The sequence below is a fragment of the Streptomyces sp. NPDC056734 genome (assembly GCF_042790455.1).
Lineage (GTDB): Bacteria > Actinomycetota > Actinomycetes > Streptomycetales > Streptomycetaceae > Streptomyces.
The window spans coordinates 1-15373 of record NZ_JBHTZD010000039.1 but is presented as its reverse complement, the minus strand read 5'-3'; the positions used below and the strand labels follow the sequence as shown (position 1 = coordinate 15373).

The following is a 15373-nucleotide window of genomic DNA, read 5'->3' as shown; positions in this document are numbered from 1 at the left end:
TCACTGCTCCTGGGATGGCCGTTGCTGCCGGGTCGGGGGGAAGTCTGCGGTATCGGTGGTGCACACCGCGAGCGTGCGGTCCGGATTCAGCCGTACGACGATGTGGCGGCGCCACGCCGTGTCGTCGCGCCCGGCGTGGTCCTCACGCCAGTGGCAGCCGCGGGTCTCCTCGCGCAGGCGCGCGGCGGCGACCAGGACGCGGGCCACGCACAGGAGGTTGGTGGCCTCCCAGGTGTCGACGCCGGGCTCGGCGGTCTTGCCGTTCTCGGCGAGCGCATCGCGCGCGTCCCGGTGCAGTCGCTGGAGCTGGTCGGCGGCGCGCTCCAGGGAGGCGGCGGAGCGCAGCACGCCCGCGCCTTCGGTCATGATCCGCTGGATGGCGAAGCGGTCCTCGGGCGCGAGCAGGGGGTGCTCGGGGACCTCGGGGTGCGGCAGCGGCTGCGGCACGCGCGCGTGCAGGCCGTTCGTCGCGCGGCGGACCGCGATGTCGGCGGCGATGCGCTCGGCGTAGACGAGGCCCTCCAGGAGCGAGTTCGACGCGAGCCGGTTCGCGCCGTGCACGCCGGTGCAGGCGACCTCGCCGCACGCGTACAGCCCGGGGACGGTCGTGCGGCCCCGCGCGTCGGTGCGCACGCCGCCGGAGGCGTAGTGGGCGGCCGGGGCGATCGGGATGGGCTGGTGGACCGGGTCGATGCCGTGCGAGCGGCAGGCGGCCAGGATCGTCGGGAAGCGGTGCTCCCACATGGCGGCACCGAAGTGCCGGGCGTCCAGGAACATGTGCTCGGCGTCCTGCTCCTGCATGCGCCGCATGATGGCCTTGGCGACGATGTCCCGGGGCGCCAGCTCGGCCAGCTCGTGCTGCCCGGCCATGAAGCGCACGCCGTCGGCGTCGACCAGGTGCGCGCCCTCGCCCCGTACCGCCTCGGAGACCAGCGGCTGCTGGCCCTCCGCGTCCGGGCCGAGGAACAGCACGGTCGGGTGGAACTGGACGAACTCCAGATCGCTGACCTCGGCACCCGCGCGCAGCGCGAGGGCGACGCCGTCGCCGGTGGACACGGACGGGTTGGTGGTCGCTGAGAAGACCTGGCCCATGCCGCCGGTGGCGAGGACCACGGCGGGGGCGAGGACGGCGCCCACGCCGTCGTGCTGGCCCTCGCCCATGACGTGCAGGGTCACGCCCGCCGTGCGGCCGTCGGCGTCCGTCAGCAGGTCCAGGACGAGCGCGTTCTCGATGGTGCGCACGCCCCGCGCGTGTGCCGCCTCCACGAGCGCGCGGGAGATCTCCGCGCCGGTCGCGTCCCCGCCCGCGTGGGCGATGCGGCGGCGGTGGTGGCCGCCCTCGCGGGTGAGTTCCAGGCGGCCCTCGGGCGACTCGTCGAAGTGGGCGCCGGTCGCGATCAGGCGTCGTACGGCGTCGGGGCCCTCGGTGACCAGGATCCGTACGGCGTCCTCGTCGCACAGGCCCGCGCCGGCCACCAGCGTGTCGGCCAGGTGCTGCTCGGGCGTGTCGCCGTCGCCGAGGGCCGCGGCGATGCCGCCCTGCGCCCAGCGCGTGGAGCCGTCGTCCAGGCGTGCCTTGGTGACGACGACGGTCCGCAGGCCCTCGGCCTCGCAGCGCAGCGCGGCGGTCAGGCCGGCCACGCCGGAGCCGACGACCACGACGTCCGCGTCGATGGACCAGCCGGGGGCGGGGGCGTGCAGCCGTATGCCGGTGCTGGTGTCCGTGCTGGTGCCTGTGCTGGTCACGAGGCGGCTCCGAAGGTCAGGGGCAGATTGTCGATGAGCCGGGTCGCGCCGACCCGCGCGGCGACGGCGAGCACCGCCTCGCCCGTGAAGTCGTTCCCGATCTCGGTGAAGCCGGCCGGGTCGAGCAGCGCCAGGTAGTCGAGTTCGAGGGGTGGTTTGAGTCGGGCGGCCTCGTCCAGGACCAGCCGGGCCGCCGCGCGGACGGCGTCCGGGCCGCCGGGGACCGCCTGGGCGACGGCGTGGGTGTCGGCCGCCGCGCGGGACTCGCCGAGCGCGCTGAGCGCCTCGGCGCGCGCCTGGGTGGCGGGCACTTCCCGCGCCCGTGCGCGCAGCGCCTCCTGCGCCGCGTGCCGGTCGCCGCCCGCGAACAGCGCGCGGGACAGCGCCAGCGCCGTACGGCGCTCCCTGGGCGACAGATAGCGGTTGCGGCTGGACCGGGCGAGCCCGTCCTCCTCCCGGACGGTCGGCACGGCGAGAATCTCGACGCCGAAGTCCAGGTCCCGCACCATGCGGCGGATCAGGGCGAGCTGCTGGGCGTCCTTCTGGCCGAACAGCGCCGCGTCGGGGCGGGTCAGGTGGAGCAGCTTGGCGACGACGGTGAGCATGCCGTCGAAGTGCCCGGGCCGCGCGGCACCCTCCAGCCGCTCCCCCATGGGGCCCGCGCTGATCCGCACCTGGGGCGCGCCGCCCGGGTAGACCTCGTCCGCGGAGGGCGCGAGGACGACATCGGCGCCCGCCTGCTCGGCGACCTTGAGGTCGGCCTCCAGGGTGCGCGGATAGCGGTCGAGATCCTCGCCCGCGCCGAACTGGAGCGGATTGACGAAGACGGTCACGACCACCTCGCCGTCCGGCCCCGCGGTCTTCCGCGCGGAGCGGATCAGGGTGGCGTGGCCCTCGTGCAGGGCGCCCATGGTCATCACGACGGCCCGGCGCCGGGCCCGCGCGCGTGCGTGCAGTTCGGCGGCGGTGCGCAGGAGGGTGGTGGTCATCGGGTGTCTCCTTCGGCGCCGGGGGTCCCCTCGGTGCCGGGGGTCCCTTCGGTGCCGGGGGTCCCTTCGGCGAGCACCCCGAGGAGGTCCTCGGCGAGTTCCGGCTTGAGCAGCCCCTGGGCGAGCGCCCGGTCGGCGGTGGCGCGGGCCATCGCCAGATAGCCGGCGACCATCGCCGGGGAGTGCCGGCGCAGTTCGTCGATGTGCGCGGCGACGGTGCCCGCGTCCCCGCGCGCGACCGGGCCGGTCAGGGCCGCGTCGCCGGAGCGCAGGGCGTTGTCGAGGGCGGCGCCGAGCAGCGGGCCGAGCATCCGGTCGGGCGCGGCGACCCCGGCCCCGCGCAGCAGCTCCATGGACTGCGCGACCAGCGTGACGAGGTGGTTGGCGCCGAGCGCGAGGGCCGCGTGGTAGAGCGGGCGGTCGTCCTCGGTGATCCACTCCGGTTCGCCGCCCATCTCGATGACGAGGGCTTCGGCGGCCATCCGCAGCGCGTCGGGCGCGGTGACGCCGAAGGAGCAGCCGGCCAGGCGCTGCACGTCCACCTCGGTGCCCGTGAACGTCATCGCCGGGTGCAGGGCCAGCGGCAGCGCGCCCGCGCGCAGGGCGGGGTCCAGGACCCGGGCGCCGTACCGGCCGGAGGTGTGCACGAGCAGCTGCCCGGGGCGTACGGCGCCGGTCTCGGCGAGGCCGGACACCAGGCCGGGCAGGGCGTCGTCCGGGACGGTCAGCAGCACCAGGTCGGCGTGGCGGAGCACCTCGGCGGGCGGCACCAGGGGCACGTCGGGCAGCAATTGCGCGGCGCGGCGCCGGGAGGCGTCGGAGACTCCGGAGACGGCGACCGGGCGGTGCCCGGCGAGTTGCAGGGACCGGGCGAGCGCGGGGCCCACCCGACCGGCGCCGACGACGCCCACGGTGAGCCGCGCGGGGCGGTCCCTGGGATCTGGCTGGTGAACTGTACTCACGCGACCGCGGCCTTCCCGTTCCAGTCCGCTCTGGGTACCGGACGATTTCTCGTCATGTTAACGCGATCGGTTCCAGGGGCGTCCGGCTGTCCACAGCCTGTGGGTACCCGGCCCGGGGGGCACCGCAAAAGCGGATGCCCGTACGAAGGGGGCCGGGGGATGATCCCGGGCATGACCGATGGGGCTGAGCAGCAGGTGGACGTACGCGGGCCGGACATGGCGCGGGACACCGTGGATCACGGCGCATCCGCACAGGGCGCGGCGGCACCCGGCGGACCGCAGGCGGAGGCGGGGTCGGCCGAGGAACAGCGCCTGCGCCGCTTCGAGCGGCGCAGGAAGGCGTACCGGGGGGCGCGGCGGATACTCGGCCGCTCCACCCTGTTCAGCTCGGTCAGGGACCGTCTGGCGGTCCTGGACGACGCCGAGGAGCTGTACGACCTGGACCAGCCCGTCGACATGTACGGCAACGGGATCGTCGCCGCCCTGGAGGAGAAGGTCGCCGGGCTGCTGGGCATGGAGGCCGCCGCGTTCTTCCCGACCGGCACGATGGCCCAGCAGGTCGCCCTGCGCTGCTGGGCGGGGCGCACCGGTGACCCGACGGTCGCCCTGCACGCGCTGGCCCATCCCGAGGTGCATGAGCGCAATGCGTTCAGCGAGGTCAGCGGGTTGCGTCCGGTCCGGCTGACGCGCGAGTCCCGGTTGCCGACGGCCGCCGAGGTACGGGACTTCGAGGAGCCCTTCGGGGCGCTGATGCTGGAGCTGCCCCTGAGGGACGCCGGTTTCGTGCTGCCCACCTTCGAGGAGCTGACGGAGATCGTCGCGGCGGCGCGGGAGCGCGAGGCGGTGGTGCACTTCGACGGCGCACGCCTGTGGGAGACGACCGAGCACTTCGGCCGCTCCCTGCCGGAGATCGCGGGCCTCGCGGACAGCGTCTACGTGTCGTTCTACAAGTCCCTCAACGGCTTCGGCGGCGCCGCGCTGGCCGGACCCGCGACCCTGGTGGAACAGGCGAAGACCTGGCGGCACCGGTACGGCGGCCTGGCCTTCCACCAGTTCCCGACCGTGCTGTCGGCCCTGGCCGGTCTGGAGCGGGAGCTGCCCCGGCTGCCGGAGTATGTGCGGCACGCGCGCGTGGTCGCCGCCGCCCTGCGCGAGGGCCTCGCCGCGGCCGGGCTGCCCTGGGTCCGCGTCCACCCCGAGGTGCCGCACACCAACGAGTTCCAGCTCTGGCTGCCGTACGACGTCAGCATCGCCGCCGAGGCCGCCGTCCGACACGCCGAGGAGAGCCGCACCCTGCTGTTCGCCCGCGCCTGGGACACGGCCGGCCCCGGCCTCGCCGTCACGGAGATCGACGTCTGCGCGGAGGGGCTGGAGTGGACACCGGCGGACGTGCGCACAGCGGTCGCCGGGTTCGTGGCGGTGCTCAGGGAGGAGGCCGAGAGGGGCGGCCCGGGCGACTAGACCGGTCCGGGCTGTGGCGACTTGGCCGATCGCTCCCGTCCTGAGGTCAGCACGTGGAGCGCGCCTGGGTGTGGCGGCGCCGGGTGGCCCCCGTGATGGCGGCGGCGGCCCGGCGCAGGCGGCCGTGGGCGGGGCGGCCTGCCAGGGCGGCGCGGAAACGGCGGTAGGTGCGCAGTTCGCGCAGGACATGCGTGTCGTGCGTGCCGGGGGCCGGGGGCCGGGGGCCCGGGGGCCCGGGGTCGCCCAGCCGGGCGGCGCGGTAGGTGTCGAGGAGGTACTGGTGCGTGCTGCTCATGGCGTGCGCCTCTGGTGGTGTGCGTCCGGTGCGGGTGCGGGCGGCGGGGGTCGGTGATCAGGGGTCGGTGACCGGGGGTCGGGGGTCGGGGGGGGATCGGGGGTCGGGCCGTCTCCGTCGTCGGGCGGGTCCCTCGGGGCTCGGCCGGTGCCGCAAGGACCTGGGTCTGCCACGACCTTGGGGCTCCCAGGGCCCCGCAGGTGCCGAAGGGCCTTCCAGGCTGCTCCCGGGCTCACCCGGATGTCGCCCCGATTGACGAGCGTCGTCAATCGGGAAGTGCTGGCCAGCCGCGTTGTCAGTGGGCCGGTGCACCATGGGGGCATGAGCGTGCACATCGACATCGCGGGGCTGCGGCCGGAGGGGGTCGCCGTCGTTCCCTCCCCCTTGGCCGAGCTGTGCATGGCGCTGCACGCGCTCGGGGAGCCGGAGCATCACCCGGGGCTGCGCGGCTGGACCGAGGGTGTGACGGCGGGGCTGGACCCGTTCGTGGCCGACCGCATGTGCGAGGCCGACTTCCTGTGGCGCTCGACGTACTCCGATGTGTTCATGCCGTTCGCCGCTCTCCCGGGCGATGTCCTGCCGGGTGCCACGCTCGCGGAGGATCTCGATCTTCTGGACAAGCTGCCGGACGACCAGTTCGTGGACGCGGCCCTGGAGTTCACCCGCACCTACAAGTACGACCTCCGGCCGCCGGACTATCTGCACAGCCGCACGGGACACGCGCGTGCCCTGGAGGTGGCCGCCTCGCGCGGGCAGCGGCAGCTGCGGTTCACCCAGCGGCTGCTCTACGACCCGCCCAGCGTCCGGGCCTGGCTGCGGCGGTTCCTGGAGGACTGCGAGGAGGCGTTCTTCGCCGACACCTGGGCCAAGCTGCGTCCGCAGCTCGCGTCCGACGCCCAGCACAAGACGGAGCTGCTGCGCCGCAAGGGGCTCGCCGAGGCGCTGGCGGCGGTCTCCCCGGCCGTGCGGCTCGACGAGGAGGGCGGCCGGATCGTCGTGGACAAGCTGATCGAGGGCCGTGGTGTCGCCTCCACCGGCCGGTTGCTCCTGGTGCCGACCAGCCTGGGCCGCCCTCATCTGAACGTGCTGCACCGCCACGGCTGGCAGCCCCTGCTGCACTACCCCGTCAGCGCCCCGGCGCCGGTCCGGCCTCCCTCGGTCGAGCAGCTGAGCCTGCGGATGACTGCGCTGTCCCACCCCGTCCGCATGCGCATCTGCCGCCATCTGGCCCGCAGCGCGTACACGACGACCGAGCTGGCCCAGGCCCACGGCATGACGGCCCCGGAGATATCCCGCCATCTGGGCGTGCTGAAGAAGGCCGGCCTGGTCACGACCCGCCGACGCGGACGCTATGTGCTGCACCAGCTGGACGTGACGGTGGTGGCCCGCCTGGGGAGCGACTTTCTGGAGGGGGTGCTCAGATAGCCCGGCGCGAAGCCCGCCGCGCGGGAGCACGCCACCCCCGCGTGCGCGTATGCCCACCGGACACGGCACCGGGCCCGTGGACGCGGGCTCCGTACGGCACGGGGACGTACACAGCACCGGTCGCCGACCCCGTACCGCTTGCGTCCTCCCCGCTGCTCAGTCCAGCCTGATGTGCTTCACGCCGACGCCGACCTGCCGGAGCCTGGTCCGCAGGGCGCCTTCGTTGTTGGGGCGCAGCTTCAGGCCCGCCAGGACGGCGATGCGGTCCGCGGTCTTCGGGACGGTCGTGTCGTCCGTCCACAGGTGCTCGGCGAACTCGGGTTCGGCCAGCCGTTCCAGACAGCGGTCGACCTGCTGCATCGCCCAGCTCTCGCGGCCCTGCGCGGTCTTCTTCCCGGCGACGAGCTGGAGCAGGTGCCCGACGCCGCGCTCACGCAGCCGCTTCACCACGGTCTCGCGCCGGGCCAGCAGCGTGAAGTGCCGGACGTCGTGGCCGAGGTCGCGCAGGCGTCCGACGGTCTCGGTGAAGTAGCCGGAGTCGGTGATCGTCATGGGCGCGATCACCACGCCGTCGTGCTTGGCGAGGGTGAGGTCGAGCACCTCGACGACGCCCTGCCGCCAGGCGGCGAGGTCCTGGAAATCGCCGCGCAGATCGGGCGGGAGCATGCGGCGCAGGCCGAAGCCGGGGAGTTCGGGGTCGCAGATCACGCTGCCGGGCAGCCGGCGCCGTATCTCGTGTGCGGTCTGTGTCTTGCCGCCCCCGAAGGGGCCGTTGATCCACAGGAGCATGCGCAGACCCTACCGGCGTCCGGGAGCGGCGGTCAGCCGGTCAGCCGGTCCTCTCTGTCCCCGGCCCGCGTCGGCCGAGGCGGGCACGGGCGGGGTCGGGCAGCCGGGTCCACGGGCGGGGCGGTCCCGTGGGCAGGGGCGGGGTCGGTCCCGTGGCAGAGGCGGGGGCCGTCCCGTGGCAGGGGCGGGGTCGGTTCGGTGCGCATGGCCGTGGTCGGTCCCGTGGCGGGCGGCCCTGGTCCAGGCCCTGGTCACGGTCATGCCTGCGGGCCACCCCGGGGTCGGCGCCAGCCCACCCGGGGTCAGCGCCGAAGGACATCCGTAGGCGGCGCCGCGGACACACCCGTAAGCAGCGTCGGACCACACCCGCAGACGGCGGCCCGCCCACACCCGTAGCCGGCGCGCGTCCACACCCGTGGTCAGCCAGTAGGCCCCGCGGCCGAACCCGAGGTCACCCCTGCCCCCCGGCCCGTACCAGCCCCGTCTCGTACGCCAGGACCACGACCTGTACCCGGTCGCGCAGCCCCAGCTTGGTGAGGATGCGGCCCACGTGGGTCTTCACGGTCGCCTCGGACAGCACCAGACGGGCGGCGATCTCCCCGTTGGACAGGCCCTGCGCGACCAGCACCATCACCTCGCGCTCGCGGTCGGTGAGCCGGTCCAGTTCCTTGTGCTCGGGCTGCTTGCCGGTGCTGGGCAGCATCGGCGCGAACCGGTCGAGGAGCCGGCGGGTGGTGGACGGGGCCACCACGGCGTCCCCGCTGTGCACGGAGCGGATCGCGGTCAGCAGCTCGCCGGGCGGCACGTCCTTGAGCATGAAGCCGGAGGCGCCCGCCTTCAGCCCGGAGAAGGCGTACTCGTCGAGGTCGAAGGTGGTCAGGATGAGCACCTTGGGCGGATTGGGGTCGGAGCAGATCCGGCGGGTCGTCTCCACGCCGTCCAGCTTCGGCATCCGGACGTCCATCAGCACCACGTCCACGGTGGTGGCGCTCAGCACCTGGAGCGCCTCGACCCCGTCGCCCGCCTCCGCGACGACCTCCATGTCGGGCTGCGCGGCGAGCACCATCCGGAATCCGGTGCGCAGCAGCACCTGGTCGTCGACGAGCATCACACGGATCGACATCGGGCTCTTCCGTTTCCTTCGGCCGGTGAGGGCGGGGCAGGGGGTGTGTTCTTTCGGGGTGGCGGGTTTTCTTACGGGTGGCGGGTTCTTGCGGGGTGGCGGGTTCTTACAGGTGTCAACAGGGGGCGTGCGTCGGCGTCAATGCGCGGGTTTGAGCGGGAGCAGGGCGCTGATGCGGAATCCTCCGCCGGGGCGGGGACCCGCGTCCAGGGTGCCGCCGACCATGCCGACGCGCTCGCGCATGCCGATCAGGCCGTGGCCCTGGCCGTCGGCGCCGCCCTCCTCATACAGCTCGTGCGGGGCGCCCTTGCCGTCGTCCTCGACGAGCAGGCCGAGGCCGTCGTCGAAGTAGACCAGGCGGACGCTCGCGCCCGTGTTGGGCCCGCCGTGCTTGCGGGTGTTGGTGAGCGCCTCCTGGACGATCCGGTACGCGGTCAGCTCGACGCCGCTGGGCAGCGGGCGGGGCGTCCCCTCGATCTTGAAGTCGATGGGCAGTCCCGCCGTGCGGCACTGCTCGACCAGGTCCTCGATCTGCTGGACGTCCGGCTGCGGCACATACTCACCGCCCTCCTGGTGCTCGCCGGTGCGCAGCACGCCGAGCAGCCGGCGCATCTCGGCGAGGGCCTGACGGCCGGTGGAGGAGATCGTCTCCAGGGCCTTCTTGGCCTGGTCGGGCGCCGCGTCGAGGACGTACGCGGCGCCGTCGGCCTGCACGACCATCACCGACACGTTGTGCGCGACCACGTCGTGCAGCTCACGGGCGATGCGGGCGCGCTCGGCGGCGACCGCGACCTTGGCCTGGGCCTCGCGCTCCTTCTCCAGCCGCGCGGCGCGCTCCTCCAGCTGGGCGAAGTAGGCGCGGCGGGTGCGCAGCGAGTCGCCGAGCACCCAGGCCAGCGCGAACGGCACCGTCTGGAGCACGGCCACCGCCACATTGCCCGCCGCGCTCGTCTCGGCCATCGGCCAGCGCACCTGCGCGACAGGCGCCGCGCACAGGCCGCCGACCAGCGCGAAGCGGGACGCCCAGCGCGCGCCGTTCGCCGCCACCGTGTAGACGATCACCAGCAGGGCGAAGTCGGCGGTCGACGTCGACACGTCCAGCGTGAGCTGGGCCACGCCGATGGCCGCGCCGAGGATCAGCATCTGCTCCGGCAGCCGCCGGCGCAGCAGGACGACCAGGCTGAGCAGCAGGGCGACGGGGATGATCAGCCAGGGCGCGTCGGTCCCCTCGTTGGTCTGCCCGGCGACCGAGCTCACCACAGTGATCCCGAACAGGACGATGGCCCAGAAGCCGTCGACCCAGGTCGGGTGTCTGCGGATGAAGTCATAGAGGCGCTGCACGTAACCCAGCGTAGGGAAGCGTGATGTGTGCCCGGGTCAACCGGAGGGTCGATCCGCACGCCCTCCGCCTACTCCCCAAGGTGGAGGCCACACCTTCCGCAGCGCCTAGCCTGGCGAGGTGACGGACGACACTGCGGGGCCGAATACGGCGGACGGGGCCGATGCGGCGGACGGAATGAACAGGCCGTATGGGATGAACGGGGCGCATGGGGCGTCCATGGCGGACGGGGGGCGCGGATGGCGGGCGGCGGCGCACGACGCCCTGTACGGCCCGCGCGGCTTCTACCGCCGTCCCGAGGGTCCCGCCGGGCATTTCCGTACGTCGGTGCACGCCTCGCCGCTCTTCGCGGGGGCCGTGGCCCGGCTGCTGTGCCGGGTGGACGCGGCCCTGGGCCGTCCGGAGGTGCTGGACTTCGTCGACATGGGCGCGGGCCGGGGCGAGCTGGCGGCGGGGGTCCTGGACGCGCTACCCGGGGAGGTGGCCGCCCGCACGCGCGCGTACGGCGTGGAGATCGCCGCGCGCCCGGCGGGCCTGGATCCCCGGATCGAATGGCGCGCGGAGCCTCCGTCCGGGGTGACGGGGCTGCTGTTCGCGAACGAGTGGCTGGACAACGTGCCCGTGGACGTCGCCGAGGTCGACCGCGCGGGCGTCGCCCGGCTGGTGCTCGTACGGGAGGACGGCACCGAGCGGCTCGGGGAGCCGGTCGGCGGGGCGGAAGCGGAATGGCTGGCGCGCTGGTGGCCACCGGCAGAGGAGGAGGGCTCGCGGGCCGAGATCGGGCTGCCCCGGGACGCGGCCTGGGCGGACGCCGTGGCCCGCGTCGAGCGGGGGCTCGCGGTGGCGGTCGACTACGCGCACACCGCCGACGCGCGCCCCCCGTTCGGCACGCTCACCGGTTTTCGCGCGGGCCGCGAGACGGCGCCGGTGCCCGACGGCTCGTGCGATGTGACGGCGCACGTCGCACTGGACGCGTGCGCCGCGAACGCCGGGCGCACGGGGCGCGTGCTCCGGCAGCGCGATGCCCTGCACACCCTCAACATCACCGGCGCACGCCCCCCGCTCGCGCTGGCGACCACGGATCCCGCCGGCTACGTACGCGCCCTGGCGAGCGCTGGGGAGGCGGCCGAGCTGACCGCCGAGGGCGGCCTCGGCGACTTCGGCTGGCTGATCCACCCGGTGGGGGTCCCGGACCCGCTCACGGAGGCCACGGAAACCACGGAGGCCGGGAGCGACGATCCCGGGGCGCGCGACGGCTGAGGCGCCGGCCCGGGCGCGCCGACAGGTCACCCACGGCTCCGCCGCAGTGTTAGGCGACGCTCGGCGCCTACTTGTCGATGTCCCCCACCACGAAGAACAACGACCCCAGGATCGCCACCATGTCCGCCACCAGCGTGCCCGGCAGCAGTTCGGTGAGCGCCTGGATGTTGTTGTACGACGCGGAGCGCAGCTTGAGCCGGTACGGGGTCTTCTCGCCCTTGCTGACGAGGTAATAGCCGTTGATGCCGAGCGGGTTCTCGGTCCAGGCGTAGGTGTGGCCCTCGGGCGCCTTGAGCACCTTCGGCAGGCGCTGGTTGATGGGGCCCGGCGGGAGGTCCGCGAGGCGGTCCAGGCAGGCGTCGGCGAGGTCGAGGGCGTTGTGCGTCTGGTCGAGCAGGCATTCGAAGCGGGCGAGGCAGTCGCCCTCCGCGCGGGTCACCACTTTCAGTACGTCCTGAAGCTCGCCGTACGCGAGATAGGGCTCGTCGCGCCGCAGGTCGAGGTCGACACCCGACGCGCGCGCGATGGGCCCGCTGACGCCGTACGCGTGCACGGCCTGCTGCGTGAGCGTCCCCACCCCGCGTGTGCGCCCCCGGAAGATCTCGTTGCCGAGCACCAGGTCGTCGAAGCGGTCCATGCGGGAGCGCACCGCGGAAACGGCCTCCCGCGCGCGGGAGGCCCATCCGGCGGGAAGGTCCTCCTTGAGGCCGCCCACGCGGTTGAACATGTAGTGCATCCGGCCGCCGGAGACCTCCTCCATGACGTTCTGGAGCACCTCGCGCTCCCGGAACGCGTAGAAGACCGGCGTGATGCCGCCCAGCTCCAGGGGGTAGGAGCCGAGGAACATCAGATGGTTCAGGACCCGGTTCAGCTCGGCGAGCAGGGTGCGGGTCCACACCGCGCGGACGGGCACCTCCATGCCGAGCATGCGCTCCACGGCGAGGACCACACCGAGTTCGTTGGAGAACGCCGACAGCCAGTCGTGGCGGTTGGCCAGCATGATGATCTGGCGGTAGTCGCGCGCCTCGAAGAGCTTCTCCGCGCCGCGGTGCATATAGCCGATCACGGGCTCCGCGCGGAGGATGCGCTCGCCGTCGAGGACCAGCTTCAGCCGCAGCACGCCATGGGTGGACGGGTGCTGCGGTCCGATGTTGAGCACCATGTCGGTGCTCTCCGCGGCGCCGCCGATCCCGACCATGGTCTCCGTCGTCGGAGTCATGGCAGTCCTGGGCGTCATGGCAGTCATGTCCTCAGTCTGGCCTACGTAGGCTGACGGCATGGAGACGGGGAGCCCGCCGAGCGCGGGAGCGGCACGGACCGAGCCGGTGTGGATCGGGCTGCCGTCCGGGCTGCTGCGGATGCGGCGACTGCTGCTGGTGGTGTGGCTGGGCCTGCTGGCGCTGGCCGCCGGGCTGCTGCCTGGGCTGCTGGCGGGCCCCGTGTGGGCCGCCTTCGCGGCGCTGCCGCTGGCCGTGATCGGGTGGGGCTGGGTGATGCTGGAGCGCAACTGGCGCTCCTGGCGCTACGCCGAGCGCGCGGACGACCTGCTGATCAGCCGGGGCGTGCTGTGGCGCGAGACGACGGTGGTGCCGTACGGGCGGATGCAGCTGGTGGAGGTCACCTCGGGGCCAGTGGAACGGCACTTCGGGCTGGCCAGTGTCCAGCTGCACACCGCTGCCGCGGCGACCGACGCGACCATTCCCGGCCTCGACCCGGCCGAGGCGGAACGCCTGCGCGACCGGCTCACCGAACTGGGCCAGGCCCGATCGGCGGGGCTGTGACGACGCCGGGGACGGACGGCGGGCCGCGCGGGGCAAAGAGGGCCCCGCGTGGAGCGGAGGGGGCCTCACATGGAGCGGAGACAGCCCCGGGCGGCCCGACAGGCGAGGACGACCCGGCCCCGGAGAGCGCAAGACGCGAGGCCACGACAGCCTCCGGTGGCGGCGGGGGCAAGGCCGAGACGCCTCCAGGCGGCCCAAAGCGCGAGGCCGACCCGGCCCCAGGCAGCGCGACACGCGAGGCCGCGGCAGCCTCGGGCGGCGGAGGCGAGGCCGAGACGCCTCCAGGCGGCCCAATGCTCAAGGACGACCCGGCCCCGGGAAGCGCAAGACGTGAGGCCGCGACAGCCCCGGGCGGCTCCATACGCGAGGCCGAGGCACCCCCGGGCCCAAGGCGCAAGGCCGACCCGACCCCAGGCAGCGCAAGACACGAGGCCGCGACAGCCTCAGGCAGCACCACAGGCCAGGCCGAGGCACCCCCGGGCGACCCAACACGCAAGGACGACACCCCAGGCAGCGCGAAACGCCAGGCCGCGACACCCCCAGACGGCACCTACGAGGCCGTACGCGCCGTCGAAGGTGCCACGGACCGCGCGGATCAGGCGGGGCGGACCACCGCCCCCGCCAGGCCGACCGGGGACCACGCGGAGCCCTCCGCAGCACACCCGGAGTCCGCCGGCACCGCCCTGGACCCCGCCGCAGCTGCCGCAGCCACCGCGGAGCCCGCCCCAGCCGATGCCGTCCCCAAGGCCGACGGCGAAGGCGTCGCCAAGGCCGACGGCGAAGGCGTCACACCCCCCGCGAGAACCCTCGTCGAGCGTCGGCTCCACCCCGTGACGCCCCTCCGGCGCGCGTGGGCGCCGATCGCCGTGGTCATCGGGTGGGCGCTGCACGACCCCGATCAGGCGCAGCGCCACCTGACCCGGCTGACCACGACGACCCTGCTGATCGTGGTGGCCGTGGCGATACCCGCCGCCGCCCTCTACGGCTTCTGCACCTGGTGGTTCACACACTTCGCGGTGACGGACACCGAACTGCGCATCCGTACCGGCCTGCTGTTCCGGCGCACCGCGCACATCCGGCTGGAACGCATCCAGGCGATCGACATCACTCAGCCGCTCCTCGCGCGCGTGGCGGGCGTTTCCAAACTGCGGCTCGATGTCATAGGCGCCGACAAGAAGGACGAACTCGCCTTCCTGGGCGAGGGCGAGGCCCGCGCGCTGCGCGCGGAACTGCTCGCCCGGGCGGCGGGTTTCGCACCGGAGACGGCCCACGAGGTCGGTGAGGCGCCCGCGCGCGAACTGCTGCGCGTACCGGCGCGCGACCTCGCGATCTCGCTCGTGCTGACCGGCGCGACCTGGGGCACACTGGCCGCCGCGGCCGTCGTACCGACGATGCTGTGGATCTTCACCAACAGCCTGTGGACGGTGATCGTGACCGGCGTGCCGCTGATCGGCGCGGCGGGCACGAGCAGCATCCGGCGGTTCGTGAGCGAGTACGACTGGACGCTCGCCGAATCCCCGGACGGGCTGCGCATGGACCACGGGCTGCTGGACCGGGCGCACGAGACCGTGCCGCCGGGACGCGTGCAGACCGTGCGGATCGTCGAGCCGTGGCTGTGGCGGCGGCGCGGCTGGGTCAGGGTCGAGCTGGCCGTGGCCGGTTCGACCAACTCGCTGCTGCTGCCGGTCGCCCCGCGCGAGATCGCCGAGTCCGTCATCGCGCGCGTGCTGCCCGGCGTGATGGTGCCCCCCGCGTCCGCGCTCAGCCGGCCGCCGCGCCACGCCCGCTGGTGCGTGCCGGTGTGGTGGCGCGGCTACGGGCTCACGGTCACCGACTCGGTGTTCGTGACCCGCCAGGGGCTGGTGAGCCGCAAGCTGGCGCTGATCCCGCACGCGAAGGTGCAGAGCGTACGGCTCACGCAAGGGCCCTGGGAGCGCCTGTGGGGCGTCGCGGACGTCCATGTGGACACGGGGGCCAACCAGACCGAGACAGCGCGTCTGAGGGCCGCCGAGGAGGCCGTGGAGCTGCTGCGCGCACAGGCGGAGCGCTCCCGCACGGGCCGCCGGGACGCCCGGCCCGACCGCTGGATGGCGTAAACCCCTTCCCCGGCGCCGAAACCCGCCGAGACGCCGAGAGCCCGGCACGCGTCGGGATGCTGTTGGTTAATTCGGGCCTGGTTGCTTCGCCCCGTCGCTATGCGGCG

13 protein-coding genes are annotated in these 15373 nt (G+C 74.0%); 5 read left to right on the top strand and 8 right to left on the bottom strand.

Going from position 1 to position 15373, the window contains the following annotated elements:
• Genes ACFRFC_RS36235 through ACFRFC_RS36225 form a run of 3 tightly spaced genes read right to left on the bottom strand, consistent with a single transcriptional unit; the run spans window position 1 to window position 3697 of the window.
• Window positions 1–1746 (bottom strand): L-aspartate oxidase, encoded by a 1746-nt coding sequence (locus ACFRFC_RS36235; protein WP_382692771.1) that lies wholly within the window; start codon window positions 1744–1746, stop codon window positions 1–3.
• Window positions 1743–2735 (bottom strand): pantoate--beta-alanine ligase, encoded by a 993-nt coding sequence (panC, locus tag ACFRFC_RS36230; RefSeq protein WP_382692773.1) that lies wholly within the window; start codon window positions 2733–2735, stop codon window positions 1743–1745. The genes ACFRFC_RS36235 and panC overlap by 4 nt, the downstream gene beginning before the upstream one ends.
• The gene (locus tag ACFRFC_RS36225; protein ID WP_382692775.1) at window positions 2732–3697 is read right to left on the bottom strand and encodes a Rossmann-like and DUF2520 domain-containing protein; all 966 of its coding nucleotides are present in this window, start codon (window positions 3695–3697) and stop codon (window positions 2732–2734) included. The genes panC and ACFRFC_RS36225 overlap by 4 nt, the downstream gene beginning before the upstream one ends.
• Window positions 3698–3868: 171 nt before the next feature.
• On the opposite strand from ACFRFC_RS36225, the gene ACFRFC_RS36220 reads away from it, so the two are divergent.
• Window positions 3869–5158 carry a threonine aldolase family protein gene (locus tag ACFRFC_RS36220; RefSeq protein WP_382692777.1) on the top strand — a complete coding sequence of 430 codons (1290 nt, stop codon included), beginning with the start codon at window positions 3869–3871 and terminating at the stop codon, window positions 5156–5158.
• Window positions 5159–5204: 46 nt separating this feature from the next.
• Here the strand turns inward: ACFRFC_RS36220 and ACFRFC_RS36215 are convergent, their stop codons facing one another.
• A complete protein-coding gene (locus ACFRFC_RS36215; RefSeq protein ID WP_382692779.1) occupies window positions 5205–5453 on the bottom strand; it encodes a hypothetical protein in 249 nt (82 codons plus the stop codon).
• Window positions 5454–5774: 321 nt separating this feature from the next.
• Between ACFRFC_RS36215 and ACFRFC_RS36210 the strand changes: the two genes are divergently transcribed.
• Window positions 5775–6878 carry a DUF5937 family protein gene (locus tag ACFRFC_RS36210; RefSeq protein ID WP_382692781.1) on the top strand — a complete coding sequence of 368 codons (1104 nt, stop codon included), beginning with the start codon at window positions 5775–5777 and terminating at the stop codon, window positions 6876–6878.
• A gap of 156 nt (window positions 6879–7034) precedes the next feature.
• Here ACFRFC_RS36210 and ACFRFC_RS36205 read toward each other — a convergent pair whose 3' ends face one another.
• The 3 genes from ACFRFC_RS36205 to ACFRFC_RS36195 form a co-directional block, all read right to left on the bottom strand.
• Window positions 7035–7667 carry an AAA family ATPase gene (locus ACFRFC_RS36205; RefSeq protein ID WP_382692783.1) on the bottom strand — a complete coding sequence of 211 codons (633 nt, stop codon included), beginning with the start codon at window positions 7665–7667 and terminating at the stop codon, window positions 7035–7037.
• A gap of 451 nt (window positions 7668–8118) precedes the next feature.
• Complete coding sequence (locus ACFRFC_RS36200) at window positions 8119–8790, bottom strand: response regulator (protein ID WP_382692785.1); 672 nt, start codon at window positions 8788–8790, stop codon at window positions 8119–8121.
• Between the two features lie 138 nt (window positions 8791–8928).
• Window positions 8929–10131, bottom strand: coding sequence for a sensor histidine kinase (locus ACFRFC_RS36195; RefSeq protein ID WP_382692787.1), 1203 nt, complete (start codon window positions 10129–10131; stop codon window positions 8929–8931).
• A gap of 175 nt (window positions 10132–10306) precedes the next feature.
• Between ACFRFC_RS36195 and ACFRFC_RS36190 the strand changes: the two genes are divergently transcribed.
• Window positions 10307–11389, top strand: coding sequence for an SAM-dependent methyltransferase (locus ACFRFC_RS36190; RefSeq protein WP_382692789.1), 1083 nt, complete (start codon window positions 10307–10309; stop codon window positions 11387–11389).
• Between the two features lie 67 nt (window positions 11390–11456).
• On the opposite strand, the gene ACFRFC_RS36185 is transcribed toward ACFRFC_RS36190, so the two are convergent.
• Window positions 11457–12608 (bottom strand): NADH-quinone oxidoreductase subunit D, encoded by a 1152-nt coding sequence (locus tag ACFRFC_RS36185; RefSeq protein ID WP_382692791.1) that lies wholly within the window; start codon window positions 12606–12608, stop codon window positions 11457–11459.
• A 58-nt stretch (window positions 12609–12666) separates the two neighbouring features.
• Here ACFRFC_RS36185 and ACFRFC_RS36180 point away from each other — a divergent pair, with 58 nt between their 5' ends.
• Window positions 12667–13170: a PH domain-containing protein gene (locus ACFRFC_RS36180; protein WP_382692793.1), complete on the top strand. Its 504-nt coding sequence runs from the start codon at window positions 12667–12669 to the stop codon at window positions 13168–13170.
• A 683-nt stretch (window positions 13171–13853) separates the two neighbouring features.
• On the top strand, window positions 13854–15266 hold the full coding sequence (locus tag ACFRFC_RS36175) for a PH domain-containing protein (RefSeq protein WP_382692805.1): 1413 nt from the start codon (window positions 13854–13856) through the stop codon (window positions 15264–15266).
• The last annotated feature ends 107 nt before the right edge of the window (window positions 15267–15373 follow it).

Excerpts from the sequence above, each read along its gene's own strand:
- ACFRFC_RS36190 (WP_382692789.1), top strand. The coding sequence starts at position 10,307 with ATGAACAGGCCGTATGGGATGAACGGGGCGCATGGGGCGTCCATGGCG.
- ACFRFC_RS36215 (WP_382692779.1), bottom strand. The coding sequence starts at position 5,453 with ATGAGCAGCACGCACCAGTACCTCCTCGACACCTACCGCGCCGCCCGG.
- ACFRFC_RS36205 (WP_382692783.1), bottom strand. The coding sequence starts at position 7,667 with ATGCTCCTGTGGATCAACGGCCCCTTCGGGGGCGGCAAGACACAGACC.
- ACFRFC_RS36210 (WP_382692781.1), top strand. The coding sequence starts at position 5,775 with ATGAGCGTGCACATCGACATCGCGGGGCTGCGGCCGGAGGGGGTCGCC.
- panC (WP_382692773.1), bottom strand. The coding sequence starts at position 2,735 with ATGACCACCACCCTCCTGCGCACCGCCGCCGAACTGCACGCACGCGCG.
- ACFRFC_RS36200 (WP_382692785.1), bottom strand. The coding sequence starts at position 8,790 with ATGTCGATCCGTGTGATGCTCGTCGACGACCAGGTGCTGCTGCGCACC.
- ACFRFC_RS36180 (WP_382692793.1), top strand. The coding sequence starts at position 12,667 with ATGGAGACGGGGAGCCCGCCGAGCGCGGGAGCGGCACGGACCGAGCCG.
- ACFRFC_RS36185 (WP_382692791.1), bottom strand. The coding sequence starts at position 12,608 with ATGACTCCGACGACGGAGACCATGGTCGGGATCGGCGGCGCCGCGGAG.
- ACFRFC_RS36220 (WP_382692777.1), top strand. The coding sequence starts at position 3,869 with ATGACCGATGGGGCTGAGCAGCAGGTGGACGTACGCGGGCCGGACATG.